13 protein-coding genes and 1 pseudogene are annotated in these 18,118 nt (G+C 58.4%); 9 read left to right on the top strand and 5 right to left on the bottom strand.

Annotated elements, in window-relative coordinates:
• Positions 1 to 1,188 (top strand): annotated as a pseudogene (locus tag ACQ4N8_RS18030) (transposase); the annotation flags it as partial.
• Between the two features lie 115 nt (positions 1,189 to 1,303).
• Here ACQ4N8_RS18030 and ACQ4N8_RS18035 read toward each other — a convergent pair.
• Complete coding sequence (locus ACQ4N8_RS18035) at positions 1,304 to 3,106, bottom strand: ABC transporter substrate-binding protein (RefSeq protein WP_430705742.1); 1,803 nt, start codon at positions 3,104 to 3,106, stop codon at positions 1,304 to 1,306.
• 157 nt (positions 3,107 to 3,263) lie between these two features.
• On the opposite strand from ACQ4N8_RS18035, the gene ACQ4N8_RS18040 reads away from it, so the two are divergent.
• Complete coding sequence (locus tag ACQ4N8_RS18040) at positions 3,264 to 3,446, top strand: hypothetical protein (protein WP_430705743.1); 183 nt, start codon at positions 3,264 to 3,266, stop codon at positions 3,444 to 3,446.
• A 184-nt stretch (positions 3,447 to 3,630) separates the two neighbouring features.
• Here ACQ4N8_RS18040 and ACQ4N8_RS18045 read toward each other — a convergent pair whose 3' ends face one another.
• From ACQ4N8_RS18045 to ACQ4N8_RS18055, 3 genes are read right to left on the bottom strand one after another with little or no spacing between them, the layout of a single operon-like run.
• A complete protein-coding gene (locus ACQ4N8_RS18045; RefSeq protein WP_430705744.1) occupies positions 3,631 to 4,614 on the bottom strand; it encodes an electron transfer flavoprotein subunit alpha/FixB family protein in 984 nt (327 codons plus the stop codon).
• A gap of 56 nt (positions 4,615 to 4,670) precedes the next feature.
• Positions 4,671 to 5,438 (bottom strand): electron transfer flavoprotein subunit beta/FixA family protein, encoded by a 768-nt coding sequence (locus tag ACQ4N8_RS18050; protein WP_430705745.1) that lies wholly within the window; start codon positions 5,436 to 5,438, stop codon positions 4,671 to 4,673.
• 25 nt (positions 5,439 to 5,463) lie between these two features.
• Positions 5,464 to 6,048 (bottom strand): TetR/AcrR family transcriptional regulator, encoded by a 585-nt coding sequence (locus ACQ4N8_RS18055; protein WP_430705746.1) that lies wholly within the window; start codon positions 6,046 to 6,048, stop codon positions 5,464 to 5,466.
• A gap of 228 nt (positions 6,049 to 6,276) precedes the next feature.
• Here ACQ4N8_RS18055 and ACQ4N8_RS18060 point away from each other — a divergent pair, with 228 nt between their 5' ends.
• The 7 genes from ACQ4N8_RS18060 to ACQ4N8_RS18090 all read left to right on the top strand — a co-directional run bounded on the left by ACQ4N8_RS18060 (position 6,277) and on the right by ACQ4N8_RS18090 (position 17,264).
• On the top strand, positions 6,277 to 8,460 hold the full coding sequence (locus tag ACQ4N8_RS18060) for a (Fe-S)-binding protein (RefSeq protein ID WP_430705747.1): 2,184 nt from the start codon (positions 6,277 to 6,279) through the stop codon (positions 8,458 to 8,460).
• Positions 8,461 to 8,490: 30 nt separating this feature from the next.
• Positions 8,491 to 10,887 carry a 3-hydroxyacyl-CoA dehydrogenase NAD-binding domain-containing protein gene (locus ACQ4N8_RS18065; protein ID WP_430705748.1) on the top strand — a complete coding sequence of 799 codons (2,397 nt, stop codon included), beginning with the start codon at positions 8,491 to 8,493 and terminating at the stop codon, positions 10,885 to 10,887.
• A 23-nt stretch (positions 10,888 to 10,910) separates the two neighbouring features.
• Entirely contained in the window at positions 10,911 to 12,098 is a 1,188-nt protein-coding gene (locus ACQ4N8_RS18070) for an acetyl-CoA C-acyltransferase (protein ID WP_430705749.1), read from the top strand.
• A gap of 21 nt (positions 12,099 to 12,119) precedes the next feature.
• Complete coding sequence (locus ACQ4N8_RS18075; RefSeq protein WP_430705750.1) at positions 12,120 to 13,904, top strand: acyl-CoA dehydrogenase family protein; 1,785 nt, start codon at positions 12,120 to 12,122, stop codon at positions 13,902 to 13,904.
• 25 nt (positions 13,905 to 13,929) lie between these two features.
• Entirely contained in the window at positions 13,930 to 15,618 is a 1,689-nt protein-coding gene (locus ACQ4N8_RS18080; RefSeq protein ID WP_430705751.1) for a long-chain-fatty-acid--CoA ligase, read from the top strand.
• A 65-nt stretch (positions 15,619 to 15,683) separates the two neighbouring features.
• Positions 15,684 to 16,100, top strand: coding sequence for a PaaI family thioesterase (locus ACQ4N8_RS18085; protein ID WP_430705752.1), 417 nt, complete (start codon positions 15,684 to 15,686; stop codon positions 16,098 to 16,100).
• 84 nt (positions 16,101 to 16,184) lie between these two features.
• Complete coding sequence (locus tag ACQ4N8_RS18090) at positions 16,185 to 17,264, top strand: glycosyltransferase family 4 protein (RefSeq protein WP_430705753.1); 1,080 nt, start codon at positions 16,185 to 16,187, stop codon at positions 17,262 to 17,264.
• Positions 17,265 to 17,341: 77 nt separating this feature from the next.
• On the opposite strand, the gene ACQ4N8_RS18095 is transcribed toward ACQ4N8_RS18090, so the two are convergent.
• Complete coding sequence (locus ACQ4N8_RS18095; protein ID WP_430705754.1) at positions 17,342 to 18,118, bottom strand: YheC/YheD family protein; 777 nt, start codon at positions 18,116 to 18,118, stop codon at positions 17,342 to 17,344.

Here is an 18,118-nt window from a genome sequence, read left to right on the forward strand (position 1 = left end):
GACGCCTCCCAGCTGTCGCGGTTCCGTAATCACCGGCTAGGAGCAAGTCAGGTCGAAGACGTACTGAAGCATGTGGTTAGTCAATGCATCAAGCAAGGCTTAGTCAAAAGCAAAACCATCATCATGGATGCCACGCATACACTGGCCGGCAGCCAAAAACAAAAGCCGTTCGAAGTGCTGCGTGACGCGGCCAAGCGTCTGTTTCGCGTCGTAGTCAAACGCCACCCCAAGTTGGAGAAGAAACTACCTAAGCTGCCCTCCGTTAAAAGTGAAGATGCGGAAGCGGAGAAAACCATGCTGAGCTACTTGGCACAGTTGGGAGAGACCGTGGAGGAACTGCTTCCGGACCATGAAGGAGCGGTGAGCGAGAAACTGGGCATCGCCAAACAAATCATCGAGGATGAGCGATTACTCTCTCACAAGGGGATTCTCTCCGCCATCAATCCGGATAAACGTTTCGGCTGGAAGAGTAGTTCGAAATCGTTCTTTGGCTACAAAGAACATATCGCCATGACGGAAGAAGAGATCATTACCGCGCTGGAGGTAACACCGGGAAGCACCGACGACGGCAAACAATTACCGGCATTGCTCGAACAAACCACAGCAAACGGCGTAACCGTAAACGAAATCATAGCGGATACCGCTTATTCCGGCAAGGATAATCTGGCGAGAATGAAAAAGGAAACCATATCGCCTGTCGTGCCCTTAAACCCGATTGTCCACGAAGGGGGCGAGCGTCAGGAAGGGTTCGAATATAACAAGGATGCCGATTTCGTTGTTTGTCCGGCCGGTGAGCGAAGCAGACGCAAGGCGATTCAAGGCAGCAAGACCAGCGGAGAGAGCCGATCACTCGTCTTTTACTTTGACGTCGAGAAATGCAAAACCTGTCCGCTGCGCGAAGGATGCTACAAGCCGGGCGCCAAGAGCAAGACTTACTCGATTCGAATCATCGCCGAACACTATAAGAAACAGATCGAGTTCGAACTCAGTGATACGTTCAAGGAACGAATCAAGCGCAGACCGATCATTTAACACAAGAACGCGGAAATGAAGAGATTCCACGGTATGGATACAGCCAGGTACCGGGGTCTCTTCCGCATGCGAATACAAGCCTACCTCACCGCGTTTGTGGTAAACGTAAAACGGATGGTGAAGTTAAAAGAGCAAAAGCAGCCCATCCTCGGGTGAGGATGAAGCTGCTTTTTCCGTTTTATCGAATTTATTTTCCAGTTCCGAGCCCCGATACCTTAAATAACGAGGCTTTTGCAGGGCTCTCTTTTTGGGGCCCTCTTTTTTTGCGCTGTTAACCCGCCGTCGGGGCGGAGGTCAGCCAAATGTCCTTGAAGTCCATCCAGCCGAGATTGTTGATCGCCAGCCCCCGAATCGACGGGTGGACGTAAGTGTTTAGCATGCAGTGCATGAGGAACGTCACCTGCGCTTCCTCCTGCAGCCGGAACTCGATCTGCTGCAGCAGGGCTCTGCGCCTTTCTGGCATGGCTGATGCATAGACCTCGTCCACGGTGCGGAACACCCATCTTGTCAGCTCGGGAGGCATGTGCAGCCGGATAATGCTGTCTTCCTGCATGTAGCTTTCCAGCTCACAGACCTCGTCCTCGGCGAACACGAGACACATTAAGACCGCATCCGTTTCCCGCGCGGCTGTTTTTTTCGCCATGTCGGTTTTATTCTGATAGACGATATCCACCGGAATGCCGATCGAGCCGCATTGCTTTCGAATCCATTCGGCATCCTCGCGATCGTAGTGATGGGCCGCCAGGCGGATCGGCGCGCCCGAATAACCCGATTCCTCGAGCAGTTGCTTGGCGGCCGCCGGATCGTGGCGGTGGATCCCCAGCGCCGTATCTTCGGTCGGCTGGAAGCAGCGCGCCGGATATCCGGATTTGCCCGAATACCGGATCATGCCGGGGCGGTCGATCACCAGGTTGATCGCTTGCCGGAAGGCCAGCGATTGGTGCGGCCCGGGCCGGTTACGGTTCCACGAGATTAGGGTGCAGCCCCGGCTCAGCGTTTCGATCCGCTTCCAGTCGTCCCCGGCCCGGGCCGGGACGCGCGAATCGTTTACGATCAACTGCTCCCATTTCAGCTTCGAGGAATTCGGAATTTCGTCCGGCAAAAAGACAAGCGTCACGCCGTCCAAATACGGCCTGCCGAGAAAATAACCGGCATGCACCTCCAACTCCATCCGATTGGCGCTCCAATGCGTCAGCCGGAAGGGGCCGGTGCCGCTCGGAAGCCGCCAAAACGCCGATCCATCCTTGCCGAGCAGGTCGGCGGGAAGGATCGAAGCGCAGGAAGAGCAGAGCAGGCGGGGCAGCAGCCAATTCGGCTGGCGCAGCGAGAAGACGACCGTTCTCGGGTCAAGCGCTTCGATCCGCAGCACGGATGCCATCAGCCAGCTGTTCGTCGATTGCTCCCGCAGCCGGGAATAGGTGAAAACGACGTCCTCGGCGGTGAGCTCTTTGCCGTGATGAAAGCGGATGCCTTTGCGCAAATGAAACGTCCACTCGGTTCCCGCGTCGTTAGGCTCCCAGCAATGGGCGATCATGCCGGTCACCTGGCCTTGCGCCTGATCGTATTGAACGAGACGGTCAAAGATTTGCCGGACCAGATGAGAATCGAAACCGTAGAAGAGATCCGCCGGATCCAGCGTAAGCGGCGCCTTGTAGACGGGCAGGCGGAAAATGTCCCTGCAGCTTTGTCCCGCGGCCAGCTGCTCCGCGCCGAACTGATTGTTCAGCCATTGGATAAACCGCTCGAGCGCGCCTTTATCCTCCTCGTGCTGGTGCAGGAACTCGAATGCCGCCCGGTATTCCCCTTTTTCCGCCAGCCGCTGCGCCAGCTCCGTCAAGAAGGTTTCCCGTCCCGCCCGGAAGATCAGCCGCGAACGATGCCCCCGGCCGCGGCCGGGGGACCATTCGATCAAGCCCTCCTCCTGCAATTTGCGGATGATCAGCTTGACGTTCCGTTCAGTACAGTGAAACAGACGAGCCAAATCCTCCAATGCCACCTCCACCTCGCGCGGCTCCGCCATATCGGGGCCGGAGTAATGATTCATCAGCGCCATATAGCGTTCTGCGGTCAACATCGCTTTCCACCTCCCAGGTATCCAATCTCATTCCCGATGAGTCAAAAGGGGAAGATCCTTTGGAATAGTGTACACTTTTTCTTCCTGTTTTTGAAGCAGATAATGGAGACAACAAACAAAAAGGCCATAGAGCCTTTACCGATAGGAGGTTGCTACGATGAGTGCCGAAGAATTTTACCGCAGGGAACGAGAATTGAGCCAATTCCATCAACCGCGAAAACGGCTCAACGAAGCGTGGTACGTGGCAGATCCGACCCCAAGCTTCCGCTACCGCCAATGCTCGAAATCAACGGGCGTATTTGCGAAAGTCCTCCGTTCCTTTTTCAATATGCTGAAGTAACAGGAACTTCCCCCATAATCACGCATCGGTCGCATTTCCCGCCCAATACCCCAAGCTCAAGTTTCAAACCGGCAAATCGGATAAAACAGGAAACGGCGATGCAGGCGTACCCTTGCACCGCCGTTCTGATTAAGGTTGGTTCGTCCGCCGCAGGACGATCCCCTGAAGCGGGATATCTTCACGGCTAAGCCAGCACCTCTTTAAATTGCTCCGTCAGCAAGGGAACGACTTCGAACAGATCGCCGACGATGCCGTAATCGGCGACCTTGAAGATCGGCGCCTCCGGATCTTTGTTGATCGCGACGATGATGCGCGATTGGCTCATGCCGGCCAGGTGCTGAATCGCGCCGCTGATGCCGCAAGCGATGTAGATTTCCGGCGTGACCACTTTGCCGGTTTGGCCGATTTGCAGCGCATAGTCGCAATAGCCGGCATCGCAGGCGCCGCGCGAGGCGCCGACGGCGCCCTGGAGGCAGTCGGCCAACTCCTCCAGCACCTTGAAGCCTTCGGCGCTTTTCACGCCGCGGCCGCCCGACACGACGATTTTCGCTTCGGTCAAATCGACTTTGCCGGACACCTTGCGAACCACGTCCTTCAGCACTGTGCGCAGCGACTGCGGCGGGGCGAACTCCAGCGGCACGACCAGGCCCGGCGCGGCGGCCGGCGAGGCCGGAGGAAGGTTGTTCGGCCGGACCGTCACGACGCCGGTTGCATCCGCGAGCCGCTTTTGCTCGAAGGCTTTGCCGGCATAAAGCGGCCGCGTGAACAGCACGTCGTCGCCATCTTGGACGATGGCGGTCACGTCGGAGATTTGCCCGCAGCCGAGGTGGGCGGCGATTTGCGGCGCAAGATCCCGTCCGATTCCCGTATGCCCGAGCAGGACCAGCTGCGGTTCCGGCGGCAGCACCGCCAAGGCTTGCGTCACCGCCGCAAAATAAAGCTCCGGCTGGTACGAGCTCAAATCGGGATGATCCAGAACCAACACCTGACCGCCGTCCACATAACGAGCCAGCTCCGCGGAGGCGTCTGCCGTGGAATGGCCGATCAGCACCGCCGCAAGCGCATCGCCGTCCGTCCGTATCGCGACTGCCGCTTGAAGCGCTTCCAAAGTAACCTGCCGCAGTTTTCCGTCTTTCGTCTCGGCTACGACAACGTAAGTTTTGCCCATGAATAATCCCTCCTTGAATTTAGATGATCTTTTGAATTAACGTTTCAATCCCTCTATTAGATCGCTTTCGCTTCGGTACGGAGCAGCCTGACTAACTCGGCCGCCTGTTCCGCCGGCGTACCCGACAGCAGCTTCCCGGCTTGGCGGGCCGGAGGCAGCGAAAGGCCGGTTTGCCGCGTTTTGGCGGTGACGTCGTCTTCGCCGAGCCCCAAATCGGCGGGAGCCAGCTCGCGGAACGGTTTCTTCTTCGCTTTCATGATGCCGGGCAAGGAAGGATATCGCGGATCGTTCAGCCCCTGCTGCGCGGTGAAGACGGCCGGAAGCTGCACCTCCAGCGTTTCGCCGTCCCCTTCGGCATCGCGGACTGCCGTGGCCTGAGAACCGTTTATGCTCAGCTTGGTAATCGCCGAGACATGGGGAAGGGAGAGCAGTTTGGCAAGCCGGATCGCGACTTGGCCGCCTCCGCTATCCACCGAGAAGTTGCCGCCCAGGATCAGGTCATAGCTCTGTTCTTGCAGGAAGGCGGCGAGCAAGCGCGAGACCCCGTATTCATCGGCGTCAATGCCCTCCGAAGCGATCAGGACGGCTTCGTCCGCCCCCATCGCCAGCGCCGACCGCAGCGCCTCCGCGGACCTCCCCGGACCGACGGACACCGCCGTCACCGTACCTCCGTGCTCTTCTTTGACGCGCAAAGCCTCCTCGACGGCGTACTCGTCATAAGGATTGATCACGAACTTTACGCCGTCCTCGCTGATTTTACCGTCCTGAATGACGATTTTTTCCTCCGTATCGAAGGTTTGCTTCAGGATCACAAACACGTTCATGCTGGCCAGCTCCTTTCAAAGTTAATTATTTCTTTAATGCGCGCAGGAAAAAATCGACCGTATTCTCCACCTGCCCGGACATGGAATACTTCATCCCGGAGATCAGCCAGGAGGTCACGACCTCGTCCAGCGCCCCGAAAATCAGCTGACGGGTCAGCTTCGTATCCAGGTCGGCACGGAACGAGCCTTCCTCGATTCCTCGCTTTAGAATATGCTCGATCAGCGTAATATAGGGCTTTACCGACAAACCGATGGCTTTGCGCAGCTCAAGGGAGCTTTGCCGCAGCTCGATTTGCGTCACGTAAGCCAGATGGACGTTTTGCTCCAGCTGGGTGAAATGGATTTCGCACACTTTGCGGAGCGCTTCTTCGGCCGTGCTCGTTTCGCGGATGCTTTGATGGAACAGCTCGACGAGCTTGCCCAGCCGGTCCTGAAAAAGGGAGATAAGGATATCTTCCTTATTTTTGAAATATAGATATATCGTACCGTCCGCGACACCTGCCTCCTTGGCGATTTTAGACACCTGGGAACCGTGAAATCCGTTCTCCGCAATGACTTTTTCCGCCGCATCCAAAATCATTTCAAATTTTTCCTGTTTCCTACTTGTCATCGGGCCACCTCAATGCTAAAATTTAAAACAACTGAATGAATCGTCATTCATTTTTCTTAATCTTAGGGGAAACCGCACCGGTTGTCAATATGGAATTCCTTAAGATTTTAATTAAAACGCAGAATGTAAACGCTTACCAAAGGTTGTCCACGGACAGCCGAACTTGCTCCATTATCGAGTGTATTTATCGAAATCGCCAGTTATAGAAAGGACAGGTGAAAACAAAACATGGTCTGGCTTTGGCTCACGCTTAATGCCTTGTTGTTCGCAGCGGTCACGGGATATGCCGTCTATTTGTTCTATCAAGCCGTTTTCCGGCGTTACCTCTATTTGCGGCTGGGCAGGCCGGTCGACTTCCGTAAGGGAAGCCGGGGGAGCCAAGGGGAATTCTGGTCCCAGGTGTTTGGGCAGAAGAAGCTGTTCAAGGATCGCAAAAGCGGCCTGATGCACATCGTCGTGTTTTACGGGTTCATCGTGCTGCAATTCGGCGCGATCGATCTGATCGTCAAGGGGCTGTCGCGCGGCGGCCATCTGCCGCTGCCGGCTTACGAGCTGTTCGGGTGGTTCCAGGAGTTCACCGCGGCGGCGATTTTGCTCGCCATGGGCTATGCCGCCTATCGCCGTTACGTCGAGAAGCTGCCCCGGCTGAAAAAAGGCTGGAAGCCCGGCATCGTCGTGATCTTCATTTACTCGCTGATGTTTTCGGTTTTGCTGTCGCTGGGCTTTGAACGAAGCTGGATGGGGCTCGAATTCTCCTGGTATGCCCCGATTTCGTCGGCGATTGCCGTTGCCGGCCAAGGATTGTCCGCCGCGTGGGCGGAGGCCTTCTTTTACGTATTCTGGTGGCTGCACCTGCTGATCCTGCTCTCCTTCCTCGTATACGTACCTCAGTCGAAGCATTTCCATCTCATCACCGCGCCGATCAATATCTGGCTGCGCCGCCGGGCTCCGAAAGGCCGTTTGCAAAGCCTCGATCTGGAGGACGAAGAAGCGGAAAGCTTCGGCACCGGCCAAATCGAGGATTTCACGCAGAAGCAGATGCTTGATTTCTATGCCTGCGTGGAATGCGGCCGTTGCACCAGCGTCTGTCCGGCGGCGAGCACCGGCAAAGCGCTGTCGCCGATGCATTTGATCACGAAGCTGCGCGATCATTTGACCGACAAAGGCATTGCGGTCACCGGCAAATCGCCGTGGGTGCCGTCCTATCTATTCCAGGCCCCTGGCGTGCACGCAGTGGCGGCCGGCGTTGCAACCGCCGGACCCGACTGGGCCGGATCGGCCGGGATCACCGACATCCGCCCCACGCTGAATTGGCAGAAGACGTCCTGGCAGGCGGCGTCCGGCAAGAACGCGGCCGAACTCGAGCTGATCGGCGACGTCATGACGGAGGAGGAAATCTGGGCTTGCACCACCTGCTGCAACTGCGAGGATCAATGCCCGGTCGGCAACGAGCACGTCGACAAAATCATCGATTTGCGCCGACACCTCGTGTTGATGCAGGGCAGCGTGCCGGCGGAAGGCCAGCGGGCGATGCAAAACATCGAACGCCAGGGTAATCCATGGGGCATCAGCCGCAGCGACCGGGCGGCCTGGACCGGCGAGCTTGATGGGCTCCGGGTACCGACGGTCAAAGACAATCCGGCCTTCGAATATTTGTTCTTCGTCGGTTCGATGGGCTCCTACGACCTGCGCAGCCGCAAAATCACGCGGGCGTTCGTTCGGTTGCTCGGCGAAGCGGGCGTCGATTACGCGATCCTGGGCAACGAGGAGAAAAACTCCGGTGATACCCCGCGACGCATGGGCAACGAGCTGTTGTTCCAGCAGTTGTGCCGGGAGAACATCGCCGCGTTTCAGCGGTACGGCGTGAAGAAAATCGTCACTGCCTGTCCGCACACGTTTAATACGTTGAAAAACGAATATCCCGAATTCGGTCTTGAGGGGGTGGAGGTGCTTCATCATTCGCAGTTGCTTGACGAGTTGATCCGCGAAGGCCGGCTTCGCCCGCGGCATCGGATCGACGAGCGGATCACGTACCACGATTCCTGCTATTTGGGCAGGTATAACGACGTTTACGACGCGCCGCGCAACGTGCTGCGGGCCGTACCCGGCGTGGAGCTCGTCGAAATGGCCCGGTCGCGGGAAAACGGCATGTGCTGCGGCGCCGGCGGCGGCATGATGTGGATGGAGGAATCGGCCGGCAAGCGGGTCAATCTGGCCCGCACCGAGCAAGCGCTCGAAGTCCGTCCCAGCGTGATCAGCAGCGCTTGCCCTTACTGCCTGACGATGCTGGAGGATGGCACGAAAATGAAGGAAGCGGACGGCCGGGTCAAAGCGAGGGATATCGCCGAGATCCTGGAGCTGTCGATCTTTGGGGAACAAGCGGCTCAGCCGAGTCCCGCATTAATCTCATAATGCCAACGAATTGATGGGAGGTAGAACAAGATGAACAAACCGATCCGGAAAGCGGCCGTCATCGGCTCCGGGATCATGGGGTCCGGCATAGCCGCTCAGCTCGCCAACGCGGGGATATCCTGCCTGCTGCTCGATATCGTCCCGAACCAACCGACGGACGCGGAGGCGGCCAAAGGCTACGGTCCGGACCATCCGGCCGTGCGCAACCGGCTGGCGACGGCGGCGATCGCCGGGCTGGCCAAAACGAAACCCGCGCCGCTTTACGACAACGCTTTTGCCGAGCGAATCACGCCGGGGAACCTGGAGGATCACCTGGCGCTCATCGCGGACGTCGATTGGGTGATCGAGGTCGTCGTCGAAAACCTGGAGGTCAAGCGGCAGCTGCTGGCCCGGGTGGAGCAGCATTGGAAGCCGGGGACGATCGTCAGCTCCAACACCTCCGGCATTTCGATCAATGCGATGGCGGAAGGCCGGTCCGACGCATTCCGCAAGCATTTTCTCGGCACGCACTTTTTCAATCCGCCCCGGTACATGAAGCTGCTGGAGATCATCCCTGGGGAAACGACGGATGGGGAACTGATCACAGGGTTAAGCCGGTTCTGCGAACGGACGCTTGGGAAGACGGTGGTGCTCGCCAAAGACACGCCGAACTTCATCGCCAACCGCATCGGCACCTTTGGGCTGTTGGTCACGCTGCGCGAGATGGCGGAGAAGGGCTACGGGGTCGAAGAGGTGGATGCGGTCACCGGTCCGGCGATGGGCCGGCCGAAAAGCGCCACGTTCCGGACGCTGGATCTGGTTGGCCTCGACACGTTCCTGCACGTGGCCGACAACGTGTTCGCCAATGTGGCGGATGAGGCGGAGAAACAAGTGTTTGCGGCGCCGGCGTCGCTCAAGGACATGGTAACCCGGGGGTGGTTGGGCGAGAAAAGCGGCCAGGGCTTTTACCGGAAAATCAAAGGAGAGCAGGGCAGCGAAATCCTGTCTCTGAACCTGCCAACCATGGAATACGGGCCCCAACGCAAAGTTGCCTCCGCCTCGCTGGAAGCCGCCAAGCTGGCCAAAGGCGCCGCCGCCAAAACGAAGGCGCTGCTTGGCGCACAGGACCGGTATTCGCAGCTGGCCTGGGATGTGCTCAAGCAGGTGCTGATCTATTCGGCCGCCAAGCTGGGGGAAATCGCGGACAGCATCCGGGAGATCGACGAGGCGATGAAATGGGGCTTCAACTGGGAGCTGGGGCCGTTCGAAACGTGGGACGCCATCGGGCTGGTTCGTTCGGTGGAGAAGATGGAAGCCGAAGGGCTGGAGGTTCCGGCCTGGGTTAAAGAATGGGTCGCGCATGGCAACGCTTCCTTCTACAAAAAAGACGACGGTTCTCTGTTCCAGGCCGCCTCTGGCGGATATGCACCCGTTGAGCAACCGCCGGAAGTGATCTCGCTCCGCGATCTGAAGGCGCAGAACAAGGTCGTGCGGAGCAACAGCGGCGCGAGCCTGATCGATCTCGGCGACGGGGTGGCGTGCCTCGAATTCCATTCGCCGAACAACGCGATCGGGGCCGATATTTTGCAGATGATTTCGCAGAGCATGGAGGAGGTGCGCAGCAATTTCGCCGGTCTGGTGATCGCCAATCAGGGACGCAACTTCTGCGTCGGAGCTAATCTCATGCTGCTGCTGATGGAAGCGCAGGACGAGGAATGGGATGAAATCGACGACATCATCCGCCTGTTCCAGAACACGATGTACCGGCTGAAGCGGTTCGAGAAGCCGGTGATCGCCGCGCCGCACCGCATGACGCTCGGGGGCGGCGTGGAGGCCTGCATGCCGGCCGACCAAGTGATCGCTTCCGCCGAGACGTACTACGGTCTCGTCGAGGTAGGCGTCGGCCTGATCCCGGCGGGCGGCGGCTGCAAGGAACTGGCGCTGCGGGCCAGCCGGCAGGCAATGCCGGCCGAAGCCGACCTGCAGCCGTACATCAACAAGATCTTCGAAACCGTCGGCACGGCCAAGGTTTCGAGCAGCGGCCACGACGCCAAACGGCTAGGGCTGCTTAAACCGGCCGACCGGATCGTCTTGCACCCGGACCATACGATTTACGAAGCGAAGCAGGCCGTTCTGCGCATGGCGGGCAGCGGCTATGAGCCGATTCCCGAAACGAAGCTCCGCGTCGTCGGTTCCGAAGGCAAAGCCGTGCTGCAACTCGGCGCGCTAGGTATGCGCGAGGGCGGATACATCAGCGACCATGATCTGCTGATCGCAAATAAGCTTGCGCATGTGCTGGCCGGCGGCGACGTGCCTGCGGGAACGTACGTAACCGAGCCATACATGCTCGATCTGGAGCGCGAAGCGTTCCTTAGCTTGTGCGGGGAGCCGAAAACCCGGCAGCGCATGCAGCACATGCTGAGCAAAGGCAAACCGCTGCGCAATTAAGAAACGGAGGAGGATGGGTTCACATGAATGAAGCTGTGATTGTATCCACGGCTCGCACGGCGGTAGGCAAAGCCAAAAAGGGCAGCCTGACGCAGACGCGCGCCGATGATTTGGGCAAAATCGTGCTGGAGGCGGCGATCGAACGGGCTCCCGGCTTAACGAAAGCGGACGTCGGGGACATCATGATCGGCTGCGCGATGCCGGAGGGCGAGCAGGGGTTAAATTTCGCCCGAATCATGGCGCTTTACGCCGGGTTTCCGGTGACCGTACCGGCGCTGACGATCAACCGCTTTTGCTCCTCCGGACTGCAGGCGATCGCCTTCGCGGCGGAACGAATCATGCTCGGGCAGGCCGACGTGCTGATCGCCGGAGGCGTGGAGAGCATGAGCCATGTACCGATGACCGGCTTCAAGGTGTCGCCGAATCCGCGGATCGTGGCCGAGATGCCGGAGGTGTACATGGCCATGGGCCATACGGCGGAACGCGTCGCCGAGCGCTTCGCCATCTCCCGCGAGGATCAGGACCGCTTTGCCCTGAACTCGCACCGAAAGGCGGCCCAAGCGATAGCCGAAGGCAAGTTCAAAGAGGAGATCGTGCCGTTCGAGGCAGAACTGCGCAGCTTGGATGAGCGCGGAAAGCCGAACGTGCAACGGTTCGTTTTCGATACCGACGAAGGCGTGCGCGGCGACACGACGCTGGAAGCGCTGGCGAAGCTTGCGCCGGGCTTCAAGCGGGGCGGTACCGTCACGGCGGGCAACGCCTCGCAGATGAGCGACGGGGCGGCCGCGGTCGTCGTCATGAGCCGGGAGAAGGCCGATGCGCTTGGCCTCGCGCCGCTGGCGACGTTCCGCTCGTTTGCGGTTGCCGGCGTGGAACCGGAGCTGATGGGCGTCGGACCGGTCAAGGCGATTCCGAAGGCGCTGTCCGCGGCCGGCATTACGTTGGCCGACGTCGATCTGTTCGAAATCAACGAGGCGTTTGCTTCCCAGTGCCTGTACATTGTCCGTGAGCTCGATATCGACGAAGAGAAGGTCAATGTCAACGGCGGCGCGATCGCGCTCGGGCATCCGCTCGGCTGCACGGGCACGAAGCTGTCGGCCACGCTGATCCACGAGCTGCGCCGCCGCGGCGGGGGCTACGGAGTCGTCTCGATGTGCATCGGCGGCGGGATGGGCGCAGCCGGCGTGTTTGAAGTTCATCCCATGAATTAATTTGAAGAAGGAGAGAATCGCATGAGCAAAGAAACGATGGACAAAATCACAGGCGGCAGCTTCGTCATCCAGGACGTGGATTTCCGCCGGGTTGTCACGCCGGAGGATTTCAGCGAAGAGCAGCGCATGATCGCCGAAATGACGGAGGAATTCGTCAGAACGGAGATCCTCCCCCGGGACGAGGAGATCGAACACTTGAACTATGAGTTGACCGCCGAACTGCTGCGCAAATCCGGCGAGGTCGGCCTGTTGGGGGCCGACGTTCCCGAAGCCTACGGCGGCATGGGGCTGGATAAGGTCAGCACGACGTTGATCAGCGAGAAGCTGACCAAGGCGTCCTCGTTCGCCTTGTCCGCCGGGGCCCATGTCGGAATCGGGACGCTGCCGATCGTGTATTTCGGGACCGAGGCGCAGAAACGCAAGTATTTGCCGAAGCTGGCAGCGGGCGAGCTGTTGGCGGCCTACTGCCTCACCGAGCCTTCCTCCGGCTCCGACGCGCTGGGAGCGAAGACGACGGCGGTGCTGTCGGACGACGGGGAACACTATATTTTGAACGGAACCAAGCAATTCATTACGAACGCCGGTTTTGCCGACGTGTTTATCGTCTACGCCAAGGTCAACGGAACCGATTTCAGCACGTTTATCGTCGAGCGTACCATGCCGGGCGTCAGTATCGGACCGGAGGAGAAGAAGATGGGCATCAAGGGCTCGTCGACCTGCCCGCTCATTCTTGAGGACGTGAAGGTTCCCGCGGAAAACCTGCTGTGGGAGGTTGGAAAAGGTCATTTGATCGCCTTCAACATCCTGAACATCGGCCGTTTCAAACTGGCTGCGGGTTGCCTTGGCTCCTCCAAGGACGCCATCGAATATGCGGCCAAATACGCGAACGAGCGCACCCAGTTCGGTCAGAAAATATCCGCTTTCCCGTTGATCGGCAAGAAGCTGGCCGAAATGAACACGCGCACCTTCGTGCTGGAAAGCATGGTGTACCGCACGGCCGGGCTGTTCGACGTCGGATTGGCCGACGTGGATCACGGCGGCGGCGACGTCGGCTACCGGTCGGCCAAGGCCATCGCCGAATATCAGCTGGAGTGCTCGATCAATAAGGTGTTCGGCTCGGAGGCGCTGGATTTCGTCGCGGACGAAGGCGTACAAATCCACGGCGGCTACGGCTTTACGCAGGAGTACCGGATCGAGCGTATCTATCGCGATTCACGGATCAACCGGATCTTTGAAGGCACGAACGAAATCAATCGCCTGCTCATCCCGGGAAGTCTCGTCAAACGGGCGATGAAAGGGGAACTGGCTTTGCTGCCCGCCGCCAAGGCGCTGCAAACCGAGCTCATGGAGCCGATGCCGAGCCGGACGTTCGAGGGGACGCTGGAGGAGGAAGCTCATTTGCTGGCCATGTCCAAGAAAATCTTCCTCATGGCCGGAGCCGGAGCCGTACAGAACTATCAGTTGAAGCTGGAGCAGGAGCAGGAAGTGCTCAGCCATCTGGCCGATATGATGATCGCCATCTTTGCGATGGAAAGCGCGCTGCTGCGGACGCAGAAGCACATCGCCCGCGCCGGCGAAAGCAAAGCCTCGCTTTATATCGCCATGGCCACGGCCTTTATTCACGAGGAGTTCGGCAGAATCGAAGCCTGGGCGAAGGAAGCGCTTAGTTACATGGAGTCGGGAGATACGCTGCGCACCCATTTGTCCGTATTAAAGAAATTGACAAAGCGAACGGCCGTGAATACGCTGTCATTAAAACGGCAAATCGCCGCCAAGGCGATCGAGGCGGAGAAGTACGTTTTGTAAATTGCGAGGTTGGGAGGCAAGGCGAATGGCGAACAAACCCTGGCTCAAGTCATATCCCGCTGAAGTACCGCCAACCTATGATTATCCAAAGCATAATCTTGCGCATTTTCTGGAAATCTCCGCCGAAAAATATCCCGCTGTCACGGCTCTGGAGTTCATGGGAAAGAAAATCACGTATCGGTCCCTGCTGGAACAAACGAACCGGTTTGCGAATGCCCTGCTGAAGCTGGGCATTCGCAAGGGCGACCGGGTGGCGATTATGCTGCCGAACTGCCCGCAGGCGGTAATCGCCTATTACGGTACGCTGCTCATGGGCGGCATTGCGGTCATGACCAATCCGCTGTATATGCCGCGGGAGCTGGAGCATCAGCTCAGCGATGCCGGCGCGCGCCTCATGGTCACGATCGATCCGTTGGTCGAGCGAGTAAGAACGGCGACGAAGCAGCGTCCGTTGGATTACATCGTGGCCACTTCAATCCAGGATTATTTGCCTTTTCCGAAAAACGTGTTGTATCCAATTAAAGCGAAAAAGGACGGCATGCTTGCTCATTTGAAATATAATGACCGGTTGTTCTCTTTCCCGGATTTTCTCGCCGACGCAAGTCCCGGGCCCTACAGGGCCGAGATCGATCCCGAGCAGGATTTGGCGCTGCTGCAGTATACCGGCGGGACGACGGGCTTTGCAAAAGGCGTTATGCTGACGCACATGAACCTGGTGGCCAACACGATCCAAAACCAGCTTTGGTTCTGTCGCTCGCGGTTGGGCCGGGAGAAGTATTTGGCGGCCCTGCCTTTCTTTCATGTGTTCGGCATGACGGTGCTGCTGAATCAAGCGGTTGCCTTAGGCGGCACCTTGTTGCTGCTGCCTCGGTTCGACATCGATCAAGTGCTGCAGAAGATTCATCGCCAGAAACCAAGTGTGTTTCCCGGGGCGCCGACGATGTACGTGGCGATTATCAACCATAAGGACATCGCGGGATACGATTTGTCATCGATCAACGTCTGCGTCAGCGGAGCCGCGCCGCTGCCGCTGGAGGTGCAGACCCGGTTCGAGGAGATGACAGGCGGCAAGCTGATCGAAGGCTACGGCCTGACCGAAGCATCGCCGGTGACCCACGCCAACAACATCTGGGAGAAGCGGAAAACCGGCTCGATCGGCATTCCGTTCCCGGATACGGAAGCCATGATCGTGCAGCCGGACACGCTGGATGAAGTGCCGGTCGGCGAACTCGGCGAACTCGCCGTGCGCGGCCCCCAGGTGATGCGGGGTTATTGGAACCGGCCGGAGGAGACGTATAAAACGCTGCGCGACGGTTGGCTGCTGACCGGCGATTTGGGAAGGATGGACGCAGACGGCTTCTTTTATATTTTGGACCGGCGCAAGGATCTGATCATCGCCGGAGGCTATAATATTTACCCCCGGGAGGTCGAGGAAGTGTTATTCGAGCATCCGGACGTCGAGGAGGCGATCGTGGCCGGCATTTACGATCCCTATCGGGGCGAGACCGTCAAGGCCTATATCGTACCGAAGGAAGGGGCAGCCCCTGACGCCGAGGATATCAAACGCTGGTGCAAGGAGAAGCTGGCAGCCTATAAAGTGCCGAAAATCTATGAATTTCGCGACAGCCTGCCCAAAACGTTGGCCGGTAAAGTACTCCGCCGCAAGCTGATTGAAGAGGAAGCGGAGCGCTGCGATCGGGCGGACGAGAAATAAAGGCTGAGCTAATTGATGTTCAGAGGGATCAGGGCGGCGAAACGAGGATAAGGAGGACGAGAAAAGTGAAAGCGGATTCAGAGAAGCTGCAGCAGCGGCTGGAGCGATGGAATCAAGCTGCGGTCGGTTCGTTCGTCGATCATTTGGGCTGCTGTGTGGAGGAGGCGAACGGGCGCCGGGTGGAGATGACCCTCGACATCAAGCCGCATCATCTCAATTTGATCGGCATCGTCCATGGGGGCGTGCATGCGACGCTCATCGATTCGGCGATGGGGCTACTGGCCATGATCGCCAAACCCGAGGCCAGCGTCGTAACGACCAATCTGAACATGAATTACGTAGCCAAAGCCGAGCGGGGAAGGATTTGCGTCACCGCCGAGCTGGTCCACGTTTCGCGCAAATCGGTGACGACGATCGCCTATGCCCGTCTGGACCAAGGCGAAATATGCGCCTTCGGTACAGGGACGTTTCGCGTCACTTGACGACATAGGGCGTATACCCGGATGCGAGCGGCTCCTTTTGCGCATATGGTGAATAGACATAGCTATTTGCGTAAGGAGGGGCATATGAACATCTTAATGGTTGCGCCCGAGCAAATTCCGGTTCCCGGCAACGGCTCGGTGGAGATCTGCATGCTGGCTGTCGCCAGACAGTTGGCCGCCAGCCATCATACGGTGACGTTGGTCAGCCGCATGGCCCGACGCCTGCCGCGCGTAAGCCGGATGGGCAATTTGAAGATCGTCCGTGTGGCTACCGGCAGTTCAAGCAGGTATATATCATCCGTGTTGCGTTATATCAAAGGGCGGCACTACGATCTGATCCAGGTTGATAACCGTCCGTATTATATGGCGAAAATCAAGGCAGCTTTTCCTCACACCCCGGTATCGCTGTTCCTGCATTCCTTGACCTTCGTCAAACCGACGGCCCGGGTAACCGACAGCCTCGGCATGGCCGATCTGATCATCGCCAACAGCGAAGCGTTGAAAGCCAGCTTGTCCCAGCGGTTTCCCCGTCAGGCGGGAAAAATCCACAAAGTGCATCTCGGCGTCGATACCGGGCGGTTTATGCCGGCAGCCGGGAGGCTTTCGCGCTCAGGGCCATTTCGGGTGCTGTTCGCCGGTCGGGTCATTCCCCGCAAAGGCGTGCCGGTATTGATCCGGGCGATGAGCCTCGTGCGCCAGGAATACGGTGCGGCCAGCCTTACCGTCGTCGGCGGCGGCCAGCCCGGCTATATGCGGCAACTGAGAAGATTGGCGCGCTCGAAGCGGGTGCCGGTCCGCTTTACCGGCAAAGTCCCACACCGTTCCATCCATCGCCGGTTCCGAGAGGCGGACTGTTTTGCTTGTCCATCTCAAGAACATGAAGCGTTCGGACTCGTGAACGTGGAGGCGATGGCCTCGGGCCTTCCCGTCATTGCTTCCAATATTGGCGGGATCGGGGAAATCGTCAAGCATGGCTCGAACGGGTATCTGGTGGACGGATATCACAGGCCTGAGGAACACGCCAAGTGGATTCTGCAACTGGCCCGAAACCGCGAGCTGGCTGCGAAGATGTCCCGCCGGGCGAGACAGGATGCCGTGGAACGTTTCGGCTGGAAGCAAACGGCCAACAAGCTGGCGGGAATCTACAAGCAGTATGTGTCCTAACGAATCGCAAACCTGCAAAACGGACGGAAGCCCATGCCTAAGTGGCAGGGGAACCGTCCGTTTTTTGGATCCCGGGATTATTTCCGCTTGAATTTCCCGCTGGCCCGGGCGTATTGCATGACGGTGCGGAAGACGCTCTTGTCCTTGAGTTTGCGGAAGATATACGGGTCCGGCGAGGTATTGACCTCCAGAATCCAAGGGCGCAGCTTTTGGTCGATCGCGACATCCACGCCGATTTCCCGGATGCCGGGGAAACTCTTCTTCAGGTGGTTGGCGATGTCCTCGCCGAATTCCTGTAGCATGCCCAGATACGGCTTGATCCGCTGCTCCTTCAGATGGGGAGATAACAGCTTATCCGCAGGCACCAGCTTTCCGTCGCTGTGATAGTTGGTCACGATTTTTTTAGGGTGGGCCAGCCTGCCGATGATCCCGGTCGTTTTCCACGTTTTTTGCGGGGAGCGCTGTACCATGACCCGCAAATCAAACCGGCTGTTATTGTACTTAAGCAAATCAATGCCTTGTTGAACCAGATATCGCCCCTTCAGCTTGTGCTTCCGGATGGAGGCGTGGAGCTCATCGAAGTTATAGAAGGTACGAATGGTTTTGTCGAGCTGATATTGGTACATTCCTCCGCGCACGCTCGGTTTAAGTTCGACCCGCATCACGCCGTTTCCCCACGTGCCGTTGACCGGCTTAACGTAAACCATCTTGAATTTCATCAGCATATGCAGGAGATTTTCGCGGCTGAACCTGCGTGATTCCGGGAGGTGGGCCCGCAGCTCTCTGTTTTGCACCAAAGCTTCGTTTTTTCTCCATTTACTGCCGATGTGGCGCGGGTGCCGGGCTGTTTTCAT

Source organism: Paenibacillus macerans (assembly GCF_050565405.1).
Taxonomy (GTDB): domain Bacteria; phylum Bacillota; class Bacilli; order Paenibacillales; family Paenibacillaceae; genus Fontibacillus; species Fontibacillus macerans_B.